Annotated in this window: 15 protein-coding genes and 1 pseudogene; 4 read left to right on the forward strand and 12 right to left on the reverse strand. The window is 36.7% G+C overall.

Annotated elements, in window-relative coordinates; translation table 11 throughout:
* Positions 1–208 precede the first annotated feature (208 nt).
* Entirely contained in the window at positions 209–535 is a 327-nt protein-coding gene (locus DN408_RS17275; RefSeq protein ID WP_002087720.1) for a hypothetical protein, read from the forward strand.
* Between the two features lie 115 nt (positions 536–650).
* Positions 651–1,742: a DUF3900 domain-containing protein gene (locus tag DN408_RS17280; protein ID WP_002128454.1), complete on the forward strand. Its 1,092-nt coding sequence runs from the start codon at positions 651–653 to the stop codon at positions 1,740–1,742.
* A 313-nt stretch (positions 1,743–2,055) separates the two neighbouring features.
* Here DN408_RS17280 and DN408_RS17285 read toward each other — a convergent pair whose 3' ends face one another.
* From DN408_RS17285 to DN408_RS17320, 8 genes are all read right to left on the reverse strand, one after another.
* Positions 2,056–2,403, reverse strand: coding sequence for a hypothetical protein (locus DN408_RS17285; protein WP_142333433.1), 348 nt, complete (start codon positions 2,401–2,403; stop codon positions 2,056–2,058).
* Positions 2,404–2,744: 341 nt separating this feature from the next.
* Positions 2,745–3,590 (reverse strand): exonuclease, encoded by an 846-nt coding sequence (locus tag DN408_RS17290; RefSeq protein WP_002167856.1) that lies wholly within the window; start codon positions 3,588–3,590, stop codon positions 2,745–2,747.
* Positions 3,591–3,780: 190 nt separating this feature from the next.
* A complete protein-coding gene (cspB, locus tag DN408_RS17295; RefSeq protein ID WP_001179147.1) occupies positions 3,781–3,981 on the reverse strand; it encodes a cold shock-like protein CspB in 201 nt (66 codons plus the stop codon).
* Between the two features lie 218 nt (positions 3,982–4,199).
* Positions 4,200–5,099: a WD40/YVTN/BNR-like repeat-containing protein gene (locus DN408_RS17300; protein ID WP_002087724.1), complete on the reverse strand. Its 900-nt coding sequence runs from the start codon at positions 5,097–5,099 to the stop codon at positions 4,200–4,202.
* A gap of 16 nt (positions 5,100–5,115) precedes the next feature.
* Complete coding sequence (locus tag DN408_RS17305) at positions 5,116–5,559, reverse strand: flavodoxin (RefSeq protein ID WP_147740271.1); 444 nt, start codon at positions 5,557–5,559, stop codon at positions 5,116–5,118.
* Positions 5,560–5,701: 142 nt separating this feature from the next.
* Positions 5,702–6,322 carry an acetate uptake transporter gene (locus DN408_RS17310; protein WP_000070943.1) on the reverse strand — a complete coding sequence of 207 codons (621 nt, stop codon included), beginning with the start codon at positions 6,320–6,322 and terminating at the stop codon, positions 5,702–5,704.
* 86 nt (positions 6,323–6,408) lie between these two features.
* Complete coding sequence (locus DN408_RS17315) at positions 6,409–6,804, reverse strand: NUDIX hydrolase (RefSeq protein WP_002128457.1); 396 nt, start codon at positions 6,802–6,804, stop codon at positions 6,409–6,411.
* Positions 6,801–7,142, reverse strand: a complete 342-nt coding sequence (locus DN408_RS17320) for an ASCH domain-containing protein (RefSeq protein ID WP_002128458.1) — start codon at positions 7,140–7,142, stop codon at positions 6,801–6,803. Before DN408_RS17320 ends, DN408_RS17315 begins: the two co-directional genes overlap by 4 nt.
* Positions 7,143–7,281: 139 nt before the next feature.
* Here DN408_RS17320 and DN408_RS17325 point away from each other — a divergent pair, with 139 nt between their 5' ends.
* Entirely contained in the window at positions 7,282–7,839 is a 558-nt protein-coding gene (locus tag DN408_RS17325; protein ID WP_002128459.1) for a CatB-related O-acetyltransferase, read from the forward strand.
* Positions 7,840–7,886: 47 nt separating this feature from the next.
* On the opposite strand, the gene DN408_RS17330 is transcribed toward DN408_RS17325, so the two are convergent.
* Positions 7,887–15,359: a DUF7507 domain-containing protein gene (locus tag DN408_RS17330; RefSeq protein WP_147740272.1), complete on the reverse strand. Its 7,473-nt coding sequence runs from the start codon at positions 15,357–15,359 to the stop codon at positions 7,887–7,889.
* A gap of 117 nt (positions 15,360–15,476) precedes the next feature.
* Here DN408_RS17330 and DN408_RS17335 point away from each other — a divergent pair, with 117 nt between their 5' ends.
* Positions 15,477–16,226, forward strand: coding sequence for a (S)-benzoin forming benzil reductase (locus DN408_RS17335; protein WP_002128461.1), 750 nt, complete (start codon positions 15,477–15,479; stop codon positions 16,224–16,226).
* A 35-nt stretch (positions 16,227–16,261) separates the two neighbouring features.
* On the opposite strand, the pseudogene DN408_RS17340 reads toward DN408_RS17335, so the two are convergent.
* The 3 genes and pseudogenes from DN408_RS17340 to DN408_RS17350 all read right to left on the reverse strand — a co-directional run bounded on the left by DN408_RS17340 (position 16,262) and on the right by DN408_RS17350 (position 19,881).
* Positions 16,262–17,095: pseudogene (locus DN408_RS17340) on the reverse strand (GNAT family N-acetyltransferase).
* A 66-nt stretch (positions 17,096–17,161) separates the two neighbouring features.
* Positions 17,162–18,670, reverse strand: a complete 1,509-nt coding sequence (argH, locus tag DN408_RS17345) for an argininosuccinate lyase (protein WP_016127399.1) — start codon at positions 18,668–18,670, stop codon at positions 17,162–17,164.
* A 101-nt stretch (positions 18,671–18,771) separates the two neighbouring features.
* Positions 18,772–19,881, reverse strand: coding sequence for a serine hydrolase (locus DN408_RS17350; RefSeq protein WP_002128464.1), 1,110 nt, complete (start codon positions 19,879–19,881; stop codon positions 18,772–18,774).
* Positions 19,882–19,930 lie beyond the last annotated feature (49 nt).

Consider the following 19,930-nt stretch of genomic DNA (forward strand, 5'->3'; position numbering starts at 1 on the left):
TCATTTCACCTCTCTATTCACCTGCATGCTTCAGAAACCGCAATACCGCTTTCTCATATGTGATCATTATTAACAACTTAAACCGAGCTTTTAGCGGTAAAAACAATCATTCACTTCAGGTATATAGGTATTTGCCGTGCCACTACTCCGCTTTTGCACATACATTATGATGAATTTAACCTATTATAAAGAAATGGAGGATGTTTTTATGTATCCCTACAATCCTTATGATCCATATAACCAATATGGTTACCAACCTCAGTATGATTTACAGGCACAATACCAACAATATATAGATCAAACAGAACAAGTTAATCCATATGATCAAAATCGACAATTTCAACTTCCAATCTCTTTCCCTGGTACTGGAAACCGTCAATTAGAAAGACGAGTAAATGAGCTTGAGCAAAGAGTACGTCAACTAGAAAACACAGTTGAGCGTCATACGCGTAGATTAAACCGCTTAAATCAGCGTTTACGTACAGTAGAAAACAGGCTAAATATTCCATTTTCAGCATTAGAAGACGGATTTTAATTTCGAAAATAACAAATATATAAGGAAGGGGCTCCCCCTTCCTTATATAAATTGACGAAAGTTTTTTCCATCTTTATACTGATAAGAGTTAATGAAATGAAACAAGGTGATAAATATGGATTTTGAAATAAATTTTCTTTCTTTTTATGTAGTACAAGTAGAAGGAAAAGGTGAAGCAGTTGATAAGCGCTATAAACATTTTCAAACATTAGACGCTGAAGAGTATGAAGATAGCTCTTTAAAAGAATTTTTGAATGGTGAATTATTAAAAATTTCAAAGCGAAAAGTAGAACGTCACGCAAAAACAGAACAAGCCCCAACGAAGATCGGTCGCTTTATTGTAGAAGAAGGGCATGAACTCGATTCAAACCCTCATTACAACTTATTTAATCGTATTCGCTTTGCAGAAACAAAAGAAAACTTCAAAGATATGAGCGAACCTCTCGTTTATACATACCTTGACACAAGCGCTGTACGTGGTGGTGTGTTTTTAATCGCTCAAGCAAAACTACGCAAATACTTTGATGATCCATTCGTATTCGTAATGAAATGTGACTTCGAACCAAAGGTTGCTTCCATTTCTGATGAATCAACACTTATTCGTAACGTTGAAATGGCCATCACAACAAAGAATATGAAATCTATCCAGTACCCATACATGCCTGAAGAAGGTATGGTGGAGCCTGGCGAACTAAAAATACACCAAGCATCACACGCCCGCTACTTTGAAGACTTCTTAAAATTCGTCGAATACGAACGCTCTATGCCTGAAATTATGAAAACACAAGTAATGGACATGGTATACGACCAAATTGAAGATGTATTTGAAGAAGGTACTGAAGAACGTGAACAGTTCGACCAAGCGATGGAAGTATGGGCTGCCAGTCCGAAACGCGAAATTATGGAACAATTTTCAACAGAAGAAGTAATGGAAGCTACCGCTCAAATCGTCGAGCACGCCCCTGAAGTGGAATTAAAGCTAAAAGCAGATCATATCTCTGTGAAGGCTTTGCTTGCTGATTTCGGAGACCTAATACATATTGCAAAGGTAAACGACCGATATGTATTAATGATTGAGGCTGATACACTTACGTTTGAGAAAGGCTTCTCTCCCATTGAGTTTTTGAAGCCGGATGAATTACAGGACGTAATTGAGCGGATTGAGAATAAACAGCAGTATTCTTATGATTCGAATGGGATCGAATAAATGCTTCCATATACCTATTTTTACTGAGCTCTATTAACAAGCGCTCTTTTATTTGGGACATAGTTGACATTTATACTAAAAACCGATTCTACTAAGAATCGGTTTTTCTTCTTTATAACAAATATGCTTATTTTTAAAAAATATTTTTGCTCCAAGATGACATTTCTTGTAGCATCAAGCAGATTCCTTCCTTGTTGTACAAGCGTATTTCCATGAGAGACATCTACTTCAATATCCCTAGTTGACCAAGTCCTTCTATAAGTTTTTGGTGTTTTTCCTTTTAGTCATTATGTATGTTGTTAAAATGAAAATTTCACTTTACTACCTCAAATTTATTGTACTCGTAAAGAGATAATTGAAAACGATATTCCGGATGCTCTCTCACCCAATCGTAGGCTTCTTCTAAAATATCCATTTTATTTTGCACGTCATTAAGTTCACTACATTCGTTCCTTTTCTGTTTACATAGAGGACAGAACCCACCCACTATCTCGGCATTCATCGCACGAATCGTTTTACTTTCTAAGTCAACTACTAGACGAAGAATAAGAGAATGCTCCGCTTTTGTAGTCACCATCATTTCAGCAATTCCATCCTCATTCCAAAAGACACCATTTAATTCCATCTGTACGGTGACATCTTTGATTTCCAAGTCTATCACTATCACACCTCCCTTGTATAAGACTCTTACCTTACTCTTCGATTTTAATCTTTAATACACCACGAGCTAAAGATATATTAAGCTTTTTCCAATTCTTCTTCTTTGCTATGAAAGGAAGTGTAATTAGTGCAAATAGTGTGGTAAATATTATCAAAAAAACTAAAACGGTTAAAATGTTAAAGATTGCTTCCATTAAACTACACTCTTTTCTATGTATATCCGTACTAAAAACAACAAAATATTCCATTAACAATACAGGACAAGCCGTGAATTTTCCAACTAAACTTCAGCAACTTAATCCTGAAGTCTAGTTGTACATATGAATAAAATAAATTTTATTACTAACTTTCTTCTACTACTTTCTCCATCTCAGCCAAATACCTAAGCTGCCGCTCCGCTTTTCTCACCGCAGTAGGAAAGTGTTTTTTCAGAAGTTCTACTGCTGATTCACTTATATAATATCTTTCCGTTATACCTTCCCACGTGTCACTACTTTCAAATGCACTCCATACAAAAGGACGCTCTGTATTTTTTCTCAGTTCTTTAAACACCCATTTCCGCATCCTTTTTTTCGCTTTTTCTGTTAGTTTTCCGTTCTTTACAAGTTCAAGCTCACCATGTCTCTTGTATCGCTTGTTAATATCTCTCTCGCCATATACTTTCAGAAAGATATTTGCTGTATTCTCAGCATCTGCTAAAGCCCGGTGCTGCTTCCCTTCCCACGTTAAGCCGAGCTGATCCACTGCTAATTGTAAACTTGGTGTATGCTCAAATAATTCTTCATACGCCTGAAAAACAAATTTTTGCACATCAAATCTACTCTCTTTTTCCATACATGGGCATTCTACACCGTATAATGTACAATCTTGAGATAGAAAACGGTAATCTTCTTTTCCCCATGAAACAAATATTGAATCTTCTCCGATGAACTGAATAAATTTCTCTATAATTTGAGGGAAATTCCCTACACCTATTAAATCTTTCTTTGTAATTCCAGTTAATTTTGTTGTATGACGAGTTAATGGGGCACTTGGTTTTACTAACTCTGAAAATTCTCCAATAACCTTCATTGTACTCACATCTATTTTTACAGCTCCAATATCAACTATTTCTGACGGATCTTCTGATTTATACGGCCTAAAATTCCTTTCAATATCAAACACAATGAAGTGTGTAGCGTTTTTCAATTTATTTACCTCTTTCTAAATTCCTTTTCACACACATACTTTATTTTCAGTATTTATTTATTAATGCACTTTATGCATGAAAAACTTCGCATAAAAATCAAAAATTCAGTCTTATTATTACATGTACATAGGAGGATATTCAATAAAAACGCAAAAAAAAAAGAAGGGCAAGCCCTTCTTTTTTTCATAATTACTTCTTGTTTACGTTTGTAGCTTGAGGTCCACGGTTACCTTGTTCTACTTCGAAAGTAACTTCTTGACCTTCTTCTAAAGATTTGAAGCCGTCGCCTTGGATAGCTGAGAAATGAACGAATACGTCTTCTCCGCCTTCAACCTCGATGAAACCGAAACCTTTTTCTGCGTTAAACCATTTTACTTTACCGTTTTGCATTTAAAAAATCCTCCTACAATGTACCTATATGTACATATTCATTTTCAACCACTTTACAATAATACATCATATATTAAAAAACTGCAACCCCAGAGGAGATTTAACATTGCTATCCTCCTCGGAAGTTACAGCTCATTTAAATCTCTATATTATTAAAAGTAAAATGGTTTAAAGTAACTATATCATACCAATATAATAAAAGTAAAGTTTTTTTAAAGTTATACAGCTTTTTTTTTCCACTGCATCGTTTTTAATTCACCTGATCCAGCTACAACATAGCCTTCTTTTTCATTAACAATGCGCCAACCATGCCCTTTAACCGAATCACATACTGTAACAATTCCTTCTTCAAGAAGCACACGGCAAACAGTGCTAATTCCCGCCTTATTTTGCGTTGACGTTGTATATAACACATGTTGATCCACACTTAAATCTAAATAACTACTCGCTTTTTGTTCACTTTGACATGTATGCCAACCTATTTTATCACTTTCGATACTCTCATTTATTCTGCAAAAAGAAATATTTCCGCTAATCCCCTTGCACGATCCACTTGCCGCTACTAAATAGGAATTATGTATAGTCAACGCAGAAATCATCTGATTCATCGCTATTTTAATCCTTTTTAATTTACGTGTCTCTAAATCAAAAAGCCAAACACCACCATATTTAGTATGTATTTTCGTACCGATAAATAAGTAATGTTTATATAAAAATAATGATCGAATAGATGGTGCCTCACTACCGTAATTAAGAAATGGCTGAATAGTCTCCCATGTGGAACCAAAATTATTAGAATGATACAGTGTTTTATCTCCATGAGCAATTACTGTTCCATTCTCATTACTACATACATTCCAGCTCGTTGCTTTCGTTGGAAAGCGCTGGATCGTCCACGTTTCTCCACCATTCATACTACGAATAAAAACTCCTTCGTCTCCTACTCCGTAAACTACGTTACCTTCACTATGTAAATCTCGAATTCGTTTTTGGAAACCAGTTAAAGCCTGTTTCCATTCTCCATCTTTTTCAATGAATAAACCATTATATGTAGTAGCTAACAAAAGCTTTCCATCTCTTAACTTTGTAATAGCAGTTGCACTTAACATTGTTTCCACGTTGACACTCCCGTTCCTAGAACTTCTCGGCAAAAGCAATTGCAAAATCACTGCATTTTTCAACGTCTTCTTTATCTTCTGGAGCTAATTCAATTTTCAATCCTTCTTGTACAAGTTCTGCCCCACATTTTACAAGACGTTCTTCAAATATCGTTACCGCTTCACAAAACAGCTCATACGCCGTATCACCTGATCCAAAAACAGCCACTTTTTTACCCGTTAAATCTATATTTTCTAACTCATCATGGAAATCTTCCGCTTCAAATGGTAATTCACCATCACCCCACGTATAAGATCCTAAAATGATTCCATCATACGCTAATAATTCTTCAGCATCCATACTTTCCATCTCTTGTAATACTACTTCATGATCAAAGGCATCTAAACTTACTTTAATTAAATCAGCAATACTCTCTGTATTCCCTGACATACTTGCATACGCTATTAAAATTTTCGCCACTGTGGCATCCCCCTCTTACAATAAATGATTCTCATTCTCATTATATTAATAATGAGAATCAATTTCAATTATATTTTTTGCTATTTTATTTTATTCCATAAAAAAAAGAACAGATGACTATACAATCATCTGTTCTTTTTTATTACTTTTTAAAAATACCAAAGGGTTTTCCAACTGGTAATACAACTTTTCCGAAGTGTGTATTTAACACAGCTGCTGCTGAACCATAGAAAGATAATAATGAAATACATAGTTCAGAATACGCTGCTAAATTATGCATTGCGTGCGGCATAACACCTAAAGTACTTAATGAAAGACCGATAAATAAGAAATCAATAAGGACGAAAATCATAAATAATACTTTATGTGTTTCCATTGCACCAATTGTCATAAAGATCGTGAAAATCAAGTATCCGATAAAGGCTACACCGAGCTGTTTTGAATCTGCAGTTTGGGCTAATTTTTCGCCAAATACTCCAAGTTGAATTAACCAAGTCATTCCAACACCTAACCAAAATAGGCCGTACGCACCAAATGCTGTTGTACCGAACGTATTGTTGTGCTTTGCATCGTGAATGCATGCAAAGATTTGTGCAAATCCTCCTAAAAAGATTGCCCATGGTAATACAAGTGAAACGCCATCTGTTAAGCCTAACTTTTGAGACGATGCTACAAGTGTTACCATCGCTAATCCAAATAGACCGATTCCAGATGGATCTGCTGTTGTCATTTTCACATGATGTGTAGTAGTTTGATTGCTCATATAAACCTCCTGATTATAAACATACTCGAATACAATACTTAAATCAGAAGGCTATGTCAATGGTTTTTTTTGTATGTTGTCAGACCTTATATTCCATAATAATCAAATACACATTTGGCCACATCATAAGGTTTTACATTTAAATTTGGCAACTCATTTACCGGCATCCATAAAGGAATATAACTCCCTCTATCTTTCAGCTCGAACTCCTCGCCTTTACCACTTCCGAAAACTCCACCTATAATATGGGCATTATAATAATACTCCGTACCTTTATACTCCACCTTTGCAATCAGATGCTCCACTTGTATATGTACCCCTAATTCTTCATAAACCTCTCGCTTCGTTGCTTCTTCAGGCGTTTCTCCTTCTTCAATTCCCCCGCCTGGAAAAACAAAATACATCTCACCTTCTCGAACACGTTTTATAAGAGCGATTTTACCACCTTGTATAATTATAGCTGCACCGCGATTTCTTCTCACTTTATTACCTCAACACCAATCGCAACTGTTCCCCATTCTTTTTCTTGTTCTTTCGTATATATTCCGTATGTACTTTCTAACATTTCTTTTATACTAAGTTCTTCACAATCAAATAATTTTTTATCAATTTGTTCGTACATTGCTTTAAAGCTTTCGTATCGTTTTATCTCCGTTACTTTTACAGCCATCGTTTCTGCTGTCGTAAGGTTCGTAAATACAATTTCATCGTCTTGTTTTATAAGTTGACGTTTTTTATCGTATAAGCGTACTTCATATACTTTTTTTCCTAATTGAATCGACTGAAAAGGTTTATTATATAATCCCATTTCGTATCTCATACATTTCACTCCCTTTTATTCATCTTGCCTACTAACATTTTTGCACATTACTATTTCATACAACATAGTTCGCCTTACTTCACCTTACATATAATGTTCCATATCCATTACTTTCTTTAGAGAGGATGCTAAAATTGGTATGTTATATTTAAATCAAAAACCTGAATATAATAAATATGATATCGGTGATTATACTTACAGTAAAGTAGGCCCTATTATTTTTTCTTGGAATGATGAAACAAAATTAAAAATAGGTAAGTTTTGTTCATTAGGAGAAGAAGTCGTTTTCGTACTTGGCGGTGAACATCGTGCTGATTGGATAACAACTTATCCATTTAATGTCCTCTTCGAAGAAGGAGCACACATTACTGGTCATCCTTCTTCAAAAGGTGATATCGTAGTCGGCAATGATGTATGGATTGGTTATCAATCCTGCATTTTATCTGGTGTTACAATTGGTAACGGGGCCATTATCGGGGCCAAGAGTGTTGTTACAAAAGACGTACCTCCATATGCAATCGTCGCTGGTAATCCTGCCAAACTAGTTCGATATCGTTTCCCGCAAGAAATCATTGAAAAACTAGAAAACCTTGCATGGTGGGACTGGGACATTTCCGTTATAAAAGGAGCTATTCCATTTCTACTCTCCAACAAAGTCAACGAATTTTTCACTTCTCCCGAAGAAGAAGCTACTTGATCTAAACAAAAAGAGCATCCTATTCTTTCAGGATGCTCTTTTTGTTTTTATTTTTTATTTATTCGCAACTGATTACACGGAGAACAGTGAAATGGAATTTTGTCTAAACAATTAAAGTTTGTTTCACAAATTTGTTCTATCGTTGGAACAAATGGAATGACAACTATGTTACTATCTATTATTTGTGTAACAGGTGGCAATACTGTGCCTACTTGATGTTCGAAGCGAATACTCGCTTGATTAATATAATTTCCTGAACCACTTGGTGCACTCTGAACTGTTACTTGGAACGAAACTGTCCGTGCTTCACCTGGATTTAAACTTCCTATAAGAAACCCTGATACTGGGCTTACATTTGGCACTGGCGTATTATCAACAGTTACACTTCCAGGAACAAATTGAACACTACTATCTAACATATCTTGAAAACGAATATTTTGTATCGCTGTATCTCCCGTATTTGTAATAACTGTCGTAAACGTAATAACATCTCCAATTGTTGCTGATTGAAGATCTGCCGTTTTTACGACTGTTGTTGAAACATTTTGAGGAATAAACGGAATAACAACTGTATTACTATCGCCTTCAACTACTACTGGCGGCTCATTAGGATTTACAGTTGCAAGCCCATTCGCTGTAGCTGTATTTGTTACTAAGTTATTTATTTGCCCTCCTGTTATTACAACTTGGAAATTAATAATTGCTGCATCATTCGGCTGAAAATCACCTAAAAGGATACCGGTATTCGGATTGGCAAATGGAAAAGGTACATCATTTACCGTTACCGTGCCATTTATAAATAACGTATTTGGGTCAATGATGTCTGTTAAAATAATATTCGTCACAGGAACTGTACTATCATTTATAACAGCAATTCCGTAAGTGACAACATCTCCTACCATTGCTACTTCAAAGTTTGCTCCTTTTGCAACAAATAAGATTGCAGTATTTACCGTTACAATAACTGTATTACTCGTGTCCATCACTGTAACTGGCGGTTCCCCTGGTACTAAAATATATTCTGCCGATGCCCCAGCAACGTTCACTACTGTACCACCATCTGGAAAACTTGTAATTGTAGCTTCATATGTTACAATCGCCGTCTCACCGACTGGAATGTCTAAAATCGTAAATCCAACCTGCGGATTTACTCCTGGACGTGCTACTCCATTTACCGTTACACTATTTGGTACAAAAGCCGCTTCCGGCGATAACACATCAATAAATTGAACATTCATTGCATCAGCCGTACCAGTATTTAATATGCGAACACGGTACGTTACCGTTTCTCCTACTCCAACAATTGAATGATCTACTTCTTTCAGCATATCTAAACTGCCTCTATTTACTGGTGTGACTGTCGTATTACTTGAATTCGTAATTGTAAACGGTGGTTCTCCTGGAATCAATTCAAAATCTCCAGTTACTCTCACTGTATTCATAATGCTACTAGAAGGCGGAATTACGATTACATTTACTTCAAATGTGATTAATATGCTATCTCCTACTGCAAGATCCGGTAATGAAAAGCCTACAAAAGGATCTAAACCTACTTGTGGAATCCCATTTATTTGTACGCTTCCTGGAACGAATTCTAAATCAGGCGATGGGATATCAATAAACTGAACATTTGTCGCAGCTACCGTTCCTGTATTTGTAACTTGCACACTATAAGTTAACGTGTCCCCTAATCGTGTTGCTTCTTTATTTACGGTTTTTATAACATTAAATCGTCCTCTATTTACCCTTGTTATTGTCGTATTACTCGGCTCTGTTACTACAACCGGTGGCTCTCCTGGTACTAAAGTAAAGCTTCCCGTTATATTTGCAACGTTCGTAATGGTTCCTGATGACGGGATGTTTGTAACTGTCGCTTGAAACGTCACTATAACCGTGTCACCAACTAGTATATCTCCTACTCCAAAGCCAGTAATCGGATTTAAGTTTGGTTGCGAAACTCCATTTACCGTTACACTACTCGATACAAATGACGCTCCTGCTGAAATCGTATCAATAAACTGAACATCGTTAGCTGTTACTGTTCCTGTATTCGTTATTTGCACTGTATACGTTAATACATCTCCAACTAAGGTAGCAGCTCTATTGACTTGTTTAATAACATTAAAGCGTCCTCTATTTACAGTTGTGAGCGTTGTGTTACTTGGCTGATTTACTATAACTGGTGGTTCTCCTGGTACTAATATAAAGCTTCCAGTAACATTTGCCGTATTGGCAATTGTTCCGTTTGATGGAACACTAACAACGGTTACTTGGAATGTGACTTCTACACTTCCCCCTGAATTTATATCTGGAAGTGGGAATCCATTATTAGGATTGAACCCAGGTTGTATCACACCACCTATCGTTACACTATTCGGCACGAATGCTATAGAGGAAGGTAATACATCACTATATTGAATATTCGTCGCTGTCACTGTCCCTGTATTTTGAACTACTGTCGTATATGTGATTGTATCGCCTACTGCAACAATTGGCTCACTTACTGATTTTAAAACATTCAAACCAGGTTCATTTATTTCGGTTAATGTCGTGTTACTTGTCGTTGTTTCAGTAATAGGCGGCTCTGTTTCACTTACAGCAAATGTAGCCGTAACATCTACAAAGTTAACAACTGTTCCACCTTCTGGTATGCTCGTTACCATCTCTTGATATGTGACAAGTACAAAATCATCTACAGGTATATCTGGAACTGTAAAACCGATAAAAGGATCTAATCCTGGTGCTGGTACCCCGTTTATGCTCACACTTCCTGGTACAAATGCTACACCCGCGGAAGTAGTATCTATAAATTGAACATTCGTCGCTGCCACTGTTCCAAAATTAAAAATCAATACATCATACGTTAAAATTTCTCCTACAGTCGCTACTTCTTTATCTACTAGTTTTAACGGAAAAATAAACGCTATATTAATTGTCGTAACGACTAAATTTGTTAATATCGTTTCCGTAATCGGTGGTTCCTGCGGATTTGGTTGTGAAGTAAATGTAACGTCTGCATCATTTAATATGACTTCATTATCTGGAATTTCTGTAATCGTCACTCGGAACGTTACCTCAATACTTCCACCATTAATTAATAATGGAGTAACTGTAAATCCTATTTCTGGATTTAAACCAAGTTGCTGCACCCCACCTATCGTTACACTATCTTCTACAAATGTCGTTCCTTCTGGTATGACATCTTGGAAGAACACATCTGTAACAGGTATAATTCCTACGTTTGAAATTAGCACGGTATACGTTAATACATCCCCAACCGCTCCAGTTGCAACGTCAACTGTTTTTGTTGCTGTTACTTCACCAGGAGGAGGTAACGGTATCGTAACTACTGTCGTATTACTTGTATTCGTCGTTGTTACAGGGGGCTGTAAAGGATTTAATAAAAAAGTGGCTGTTGCAGCTGCCGTGTTTAGTACGGCTCCACGCGTGGATGGCGCAACTACTGTTACTTGGAACGTTACAGTCAATGATGTGCCAGCAGCTATATTAGGAAGCGTAAAACCTATATTTGGATCAAATCCAGGTTGAGGAGTTCCATTTATCGTTACACTATTTGCTACAAATGTTGTTTCTGGAGCAATTGGATCAATGAAAGAGACATTCGTTGCTGTTACCGTTCCATTATTTCTAATGACAACAGAATACGTGTAAATTTCTCCAAGTGCCGCTTGTTGTACAGATGAAGATTTTTGTATATTTAACTGTGCTGTGTTTACTTGCGTCACGACGAAATTGCTATTCGTAACAGTCGTTATTGGAGGATTAGCTGGATTTATAAGAAAACTTGCAGTAACGTTTGATTGGTTTCTAATATTTCCACCACTCGGGACACTCGTCACTATAACTTGAAACGTAACTGTAACGGTTTGCCCAACTGGAATATTCGGAACTGGAAAACCTACCACAGGGTCTGCACCTTGCTGAACAACTCCATTTATCGTGACACTATTCGCTACAAACGCAGTTCCAACAGGAATCGGATCTTGAAAAATAATATTTGTTGCAGGAACAGTTCCTGTATTTTGAATAAGAATCGTATACGTTAACGTATCTCCTACACCTGCTTGCGGTGTGTTTACACTCTTTATTACATTAATTGATCCTACATTCACTCGCGTCACAACAATATTACTAATTGTTACAATTGTAATTGGTGGCTGCAAAGGACTTACTTGAAAATCAGCAGTCACATTTGCATTATTCGGAAGAACTCTATTTGGTGGTACACTCGTGATTGTCACCTGAAAAGCAGCTGTTACCATCCCTCCTACTGGAATATTGGCAAGCGGAAATCCAGTCGTTGGGTTTAAACCTGGCTGAGGTGTTCCGTTTATTGTTACACTATTTGCTACAAACGTTGTTCCAGATGGAATAGGATCGAGGAATGATACATTTGTCGCTGCTACTGTTCCACTATTTTGTATACGAACTGTATACGTTAACGTATCTCCTACACCTGCTTCAGTAGCGCTTACGCTCTTCATTACATTTAACCCTGAAGAATTCACGACTGTCATAACAGTATTACTTGGTACTGTTACAGTAATCGGTGGCTCTGTTGGATTTACAAGGAAATCTCCAGTTACATTCGCATTATTTACGACATTATTTCCTTGGGGAATTTCATCAATTAATACTTCAAACGTAACAATTACACTCGCGCCAGTAGGCAAATTATTTAATGGGAATCCAAGTTCTGGATCTGCCCCTTCTTGTAAAACACCATTAACAAATACACTGTTTTCAATAAATAATGTCCCTTGTGGAATTGAATCTTGGAAAAATACATTTGTAGCTGGTACACTACCTGCATTTATGACTTCGATTGTATATACTAAAACATCCCCTACCGTTGCAACATCCGTATTCACTGCTTTCACAACTTCAAAATTCCCTGATTGTACAGTTGTATTCACAATGTTACTAGGAACATTGATTGTTACTGGCGGTTCGCTCGGATTCACTTGAAAACTTGCTGTTACATTTGCTTGATTTAAAATATCTTCATTTTCTGGATTCTGTACAATTAATACGTCAAATGTGACTACAACGGTTTGAGCCGCAGGAATATTTGGAAGAGAAAATCCTGTATTCGGATTCAATCCACTTTGCGGTACTCCATTAATCGTTACAGTATTTGCAACAAATGAAACAGCGGAAGAAATAGTGTCTTGGAAAAACACATTTGTTAACGGAACGTTTCCTGTATTTTGGACGGCAATCGTGTATGTTAAAGTGTCCCCTACTGCCGCTTGCGTTGTATTCACTTCCTTTATTACATTTAAACCACCTGTATTAACTTGTGTTACAACTGTATTCGTTTGTCTATTAATCGTTACTGGCGGCTGATTCGGAATAACGACGAAATTAGCCGATACATTTCCACGATTCGCAATCGTCCCTCCTGATGGCGTAGATGTGACTCGTACTTGAAAAGTCACTGTCCTACTTCCACCTGGAGATATATTCGCTACTGTAAACCCAGTCGCAGGATTTGCTCCAGGCTGTGAAACCCCATCTACAGTTACACTATTTGGTATAAAAGTCGTTCCAGTTGGGATCGGATCTTGAAAAATAACATTTGTCGCAAGTACATTTCCTGTATTTTCAATTGTAACGGTGTACGTAAGAACGTCATTAACTGTCGCAAAAGCTCTATCCACTGTTTTTCTCGTTCTTATATCAGCTATATTAATAGTAGTAAATACAGTATTACTTGTCGCTTGACCTGAAATTGGTTGTTGGCCAGGCACTGGAGTAAAGTTAAATGTTACACTTGCACGGTTCGGAATTGGATTTACAAGAGGATTAGATGTTACTCGAACTTGAAAGCGTACTACAGTCGTTTGTGAAGCATTAATACTTCCAAGATTAATACTACTTGATGGATTCGCTCCTGGACGTGCTACTCCATTTACCGTAACACTATTTGCGACAAATGTTGTTCCAGCAGGTATACTATCAACAAAAATCACATTATTTGCAGCGACATTCCCATTATTCGTCACATTAACTGTGTACGTTAATACATCATTAAGTGTTGCCGTCTGTAAATCTACAGATTTTTGCAAACTTACATTTGCGCGATTTACCGTCGTCTGTACTGTATTTGAAGAAGCTGTACTTGTGATAGGAGGACTTCCAACAACAGGACGGAATTGGTATGACACCATTGCACGATTTGGAATAGGGTTTGGGTTCGGGAACGATGTTATTCGAACTTGAAATGTAACAATTCTTTGCGTGTTATTTGGGATTGTACCTAAATTAATTCCATTCGCTGGATTCGCACTCGGTTGTGTTACTCCACCTACCGTTACACTACCTGCTACAAATGTCGTTCCGTTCGGAATACTATCTTGTAATACAACGTTTTCTGCACTTCCTGTTCCTGTGTTCGGGACCGTAATCGTATAGGTGAGAGTATCCCCTACCCCTGCAACTGTTCTATTAACCGATTTAACAGGATTAATGATTGGACCTGTCGCATCAATTTGAACACCAAAACCAGCTGCAGCGTATCCATCTCCATTTGTGACAAAGCGAACAGTTGCTGACGTTTGATTGTTTACTAAAGAAGATGAGGCATCTACATTCGTAATATCCCACCCTTGTCTTCGGACCGCTAAAGCGATTCCTAACGGCTGATTCAAATCTCCAAATGTGCCGCTCGTATCTAGATTGCCACTATCATTACAAATTTGTGATTGAAAGAAATTATTCGCGGGGTTTCTCGGACCGAATAATGCGACTGTAGCATTTGCATTCGGTCCAAAGCGAAGCTGATCTCCAACAATGTTAGAATCACCTTCTTGAGCAGTTACGAGCACTCTTCCTGTAACAGCTCCTGTTGCCGGAGTAGCAAACCCTGAAATAGTAGCATCAACTGGCGGGGATGAAGCATCGATAATCTCTTGACCTGCATATACTGACAAATTCCGAAGTGGTAAACTTGCATTTTGATAAACTACCTCAAGCGTCCAGCCAGCTGAACGACTGATTGTTGGATCAGCTGAAGTTCTTGCAGCTGGCACGGCACCTGTTGTATATGTGCCTGCCCCACCTGTATTAACAAGATTCGTTACATTAGCAGAGCGAACATAATAAAACTGGTTCCCAACTGAACCTTGCTGCGCAGTTGCAGGATCTGGTGCAACAGAAAATGTTCCTGCTGGTGTTGTAAATGAAATATTATCATTTAAAAATGCTGTAACATCCTCTGTATCGGTTCGGTATGTGCCGGCCCATACTAGTTCTGCGTATAAAACACTACTTCCTGCTGGAAGGTTCAAAATTGCACTTGAAGAATTTAATGGCCAGTCATTCGTTGTTCCTGCCGGGAATCCAGGCACTTGAAGCGATGTATTTATCGTTGTAAACACATCAATCGTGCCGAAGTTATTGTTTGGTGCAGGTGATGTAGGACTTAGTCCCAACGTGTTCCCAGTGAACGTGACAGCACCAGTTACTGTTGTTGTAAAACGATTCATAAAAGGCACACAATCATCTCATTTCATTTATAGTAAAAAGTGCTCTATACTATAAAATGTAGACAAACTATATAATGTACGTTGTCCAACAAAATTCCACATATATGGAGAGGAGTTTACTATACTATGCGCTACGTTATCGTAACAGGAACTTCACAAGGTTTAGGTGAGGCAATCGCCGTGCAATTGTTAGAAGAAAATACAACCGTTATCTCTATTTCTAGGAGAGAAAATAAACAGCTTGCAAAACTCGCAGAGCAAAACGACAGCAATTATATTTTCCATTCCATAGATCTTCAAGATGTACATAATTTAGAAACTCATTTTAACGAAGTCTTTTCATCTATTCAAAAAGACAATGTCTCATCAATTCATTTAATTAATAATGCAGGAACACTTGCACCAATGAAACCTATTGAAAAGTCAGAAAGTGAACAATTCATTACGAACGTTCATATTAATTTAATCGCACCAATGATTCTTACTTCCACTTTCATGAAACATACGAAAGACTGGAAAGTAGAAAAACGCATTATAAATATTTCATCTGGAGCAGGAAAAAATCCTTATTTCGGATGGGGAGCTTATTGTACAACGAAAGCCGGTGTAAATATGTTTACACAGTGCGTAGCTACTGAAGAAGTGGAGAAAGAATATCCTGTAAAAACTGTCGCTTTCGCACCCGGTGTTGTTGATACAAATATGCAAGCACAAATTCGTGAAACAAATAAGGAAGACTTTATTAACTTAGATCGATTCACCGCATTAAAAGAAGAAGGAAAGCTGCTGTCACCTGAATATGTTGCGAAAGCTATTCGTAACTTACTAGAAACTGAGAATTTCCCGCAGGGTGAAGTAATTCGAATTGATGAATAACAAAGAGGCACGCTATAATAGCGTGCCTTTTCATTCTATTTCTCTAAAAATATAAGTACAGACTCCATAATCTTCTCATAACCAATTTCTTGATAAATTTTATTTGATGTCGGATTTGCCAGGTCCGTATATAATGTCGTTGTTTTGTAGCCTTCATCTAACATACGTTGACTAAGTGCAGCGACACAACTAGATGCGTACCCTTTTTTCCGAGCTTCTTTCGGTGTATATACAAAATTAACTGTTATATTGTTTGTAGTCGGTCTCGTTTTTGCAGCTACAGAAACAATCTTCCCGTCTACTTCTAAACCAAATAGACAACGATTAGTAATTAATGTATGAGCAGTTTGTTTCGCTTCTTCTTTCGTAGTAGGAAGCTTCACATCTTCGCAAAATTGATATATCCACTGCTCTATTAATGTTAGCTCATCACTACTTACTTCTCGAAAGATTCCATCTCCGTTCCACTTTTTCTTTACTTGTTTTAATTCATATATACCTTGCTCCATTGCAACATTAGTTTTCTTATTCTCTAACACTGCAATCTCTTCCGCTAATTTCTGTACGATTTTTTTATTACCAATCAATCCAGGAATATGTGGATATACTTTCGTTAACTCTTTTGCAAGTTCCTTAATAGCTACTGCCGAAATCTCAGACGTAGCAACAATTATTTGTTTCTTTTCTTCTGTTTGAAGAAATACAGCTGCAATTTCTTCCTCTTGTTTTGCTACTCCTATAAATATCGGTTCTTGGACCATTTATAATACACCTAATATGAGATTATTTTCCTGCTCATTCTTCTCTAAAAATGGTTTAACCTCTTCTGTAAAATTAAGAATCTCTTCATATACATGTAGTTGAATCATCGACAATCTCTTCTCTCTATTTATAGTTTCATTAAGTATTGGCGATTAATTCATTAAATCCTTCTTTTACGATTTAATAATGTTCGAAGCTAACGTATTCAAATCATTTTCAGCTTGTAAAATTCTTTGTTTTTCCTTTTCAAATACCTCTTCTTCTTTTTGAAATGACTCTTTTCGATTTTTAATCATACGCTCAATCTCTTTTTTACTCGGTCCACCATATACATTTCTTTTTTGAATAAAAGCTTCTGGTGATATAATTTCTTTCCACTCTTCTTCTAATAAATTTACTTTCAAATTTTCTTGTAAGTATACATTTATCTCTTTGAAATTTAATTCATGTAACTCCTTTTTCTGCTCCAATGACATATTCGCAATCGCACTTGCTGCATGATGTGCATGCCGAAATGGTATTTCATAGTTTTTCGTTAAAACATCTGCGAAATCTGTAATCGTAATCGCGTGTTTATATGAACGACTTTTTAACGTTTCCTCTTCTACTTTCATCGTTCGAATAACTGCGTTCATCATACAAAAAACACGAATCGCCTTTTCGATTCCTTTATATAAATACGGCTGCAAGTCATCCTCCGTATCGACAATATCGCCAAATGGTGTATTATGAATCATTTGAAATACAGTAAATGCTTCCCCTAAAGCACTACTCGTAATAGCACGGGCATGTTCTATTGAAACAGGATTTCGTTTTTGCGGCATAATACTACTTATTTGCACATATGGCTTCGCTACAGTAATCCCATCATATTCTTTCGTCGCTAATAGTAAAAAATCATGAATCCATCTACTCGTATTCGTCATAATAACCATTAGTAACGAGCTAACTTCTAATAAATAATCTGCTCCAGCAACAGCATCATATGAGTTCTCAATTACATTTGTAAACCCAAGTAACTGTGCCACTCGTTTTCTCTTAATTGGGAAGCTTGTTGTAGAAAGCGCAGCTGCCCCCATTGGAGAATGATTTAAAAGATGATACGCTTTTTTCATTCTTTCTAAATCTCGTTGCATCGTATCATAAATTGCCAAAATATAATGACCAAATGTTGTCGGCTGCGCCGGTTGTGTATGTGTATACGCGGGCATAATTGTTTCCATATGTTCACCGGCGAGCTCCAGCATACTTTCTTGCAGCAATAAATGATGTTCCATTAACCGCAATACAAATTGCCGTAAACTCATGCGATACATCGTTACACCCATATCATTTCTACTTCTACCGATATGCATATTACTTACAAATTCACACTTTGCTTCTTGAGAAAGCAAATGTTCAACTAAGAAAAAAAGATCTTCATGTTGCTCTGTATATAGCAACTTCTCCTTTGGAATCCCCTCTACTTTTTTAAGTGCGATTAATATAACTTTCGCTTCTTCTCTTTTCATTAACTTCTCTTCAGTTAACATAGTAATATGTGCCCTATGCACTTGAAACATATCTTTTAATAAATAATTACGCTGAAAATTAAATACGTGCTGTAATACACAATCTACATATGTTTTCCCAGGGAAATCAGCGCCTTCATTCTTAATAAACTCTTCTTTACTCTGTTTCATCACCTTTTCCCCTTTCGCCTAAGTGTTACTACCCATCATACCCAAGGATGGTGAAAAAGTGCTTGTACATAAAAATAAACTCGGCGCTCATAGCACCGAGTTTATTTAATAAAAGTCGCATCATACTTATCACTTTGCAACACTTGAAAGTGTAGATTTGCTAAATGTTTACGTATTTCAGCACTGTCATCTTCATTTAAATTATTTGCCAAGAAAACAATTTCTGTACAGTTTCCGCGTTTATCCATTGCATAAACTGCTTTTGTTACCGTCCATGGTGTATAACCATTCTTTTGTCCAGCATGCCTGAATGTTTTACGATATTTCTTTGCGCTCATATCTGTTTCAACGATATTCGCCCACACTTTTTCTTCCGCTTCTGTAAGACCACCTTGATGATTTGCCTTTTGAAGCAGTACCATATAATCGTTAGCGGAAGCAGCCGGCAATCTATCCGACCAAATTTTGTCGTAACGTTCCTCTAAATACAGAGGAATTTCCTTCTGTAATAATGGTCCCTTCTTTTTTAAGCGTTCATGAATAATCATAGCATATTCACGATATTGCTCTTGAGACATTTCTTTTAACTTTTTCTCTATTTTATATTTTGGAACATGTAATTCTTTATGCAAATATCCCGGAATGTATAAAGATGAAACAATCGGAAATAGCGGTTGATGTGCAGGAAGTGCTAAACTTTGTAAATTCCGATTAATATTGTCTAATCCTAATACCTCCATTAAATATTCAGTATTTGCATTAGAACTAAACTTAACCATTCCTTTTGCAACTTCTTCTAAAGAAACCGCTCCTTCAGTTATCTTTTCTTTTTTTTGCAAATAATTTTGCCATCTATCTTGTGCACCACCATCTGTACCCGGCACATAATAACGATTCACATCATTAATTGAAACGAAACTAGACGGATCGATTTTCCCCTCTGTAACTTGTTTCGTATATTCAAGCGCCACAATTAACTTCATCGTACTAGCAACTGGCAATACAACATCCGGATTTACAGAATACACGACTTTATCATTTCTTTTTATTAAAAGTGCACTATTCTTTTCATCTTTATGTTCTTCAATAAAGGATGCTATGTACTGCGCATCATCATTATTTGAACTCCACACTTTTTTCACTAAAAAGTTACCTGATATCAGCAAAACAAAAATACCCACAATCACTGCGCATACTATAGTTTTTTTCAAGTAAAATTCCTCTCCTATTGTGTAACTCTTCTCTATTTATCTCTTAAAA

The organism is Bacillus sp. AR13-1, from assembly GCF_008042285.1.
Classification (GTDB): Bacteria; Bacillota; Bacilli; order Bacillales; family Bacillaceae_G; genus Bacillus_A; species Bacillus_A mycoides.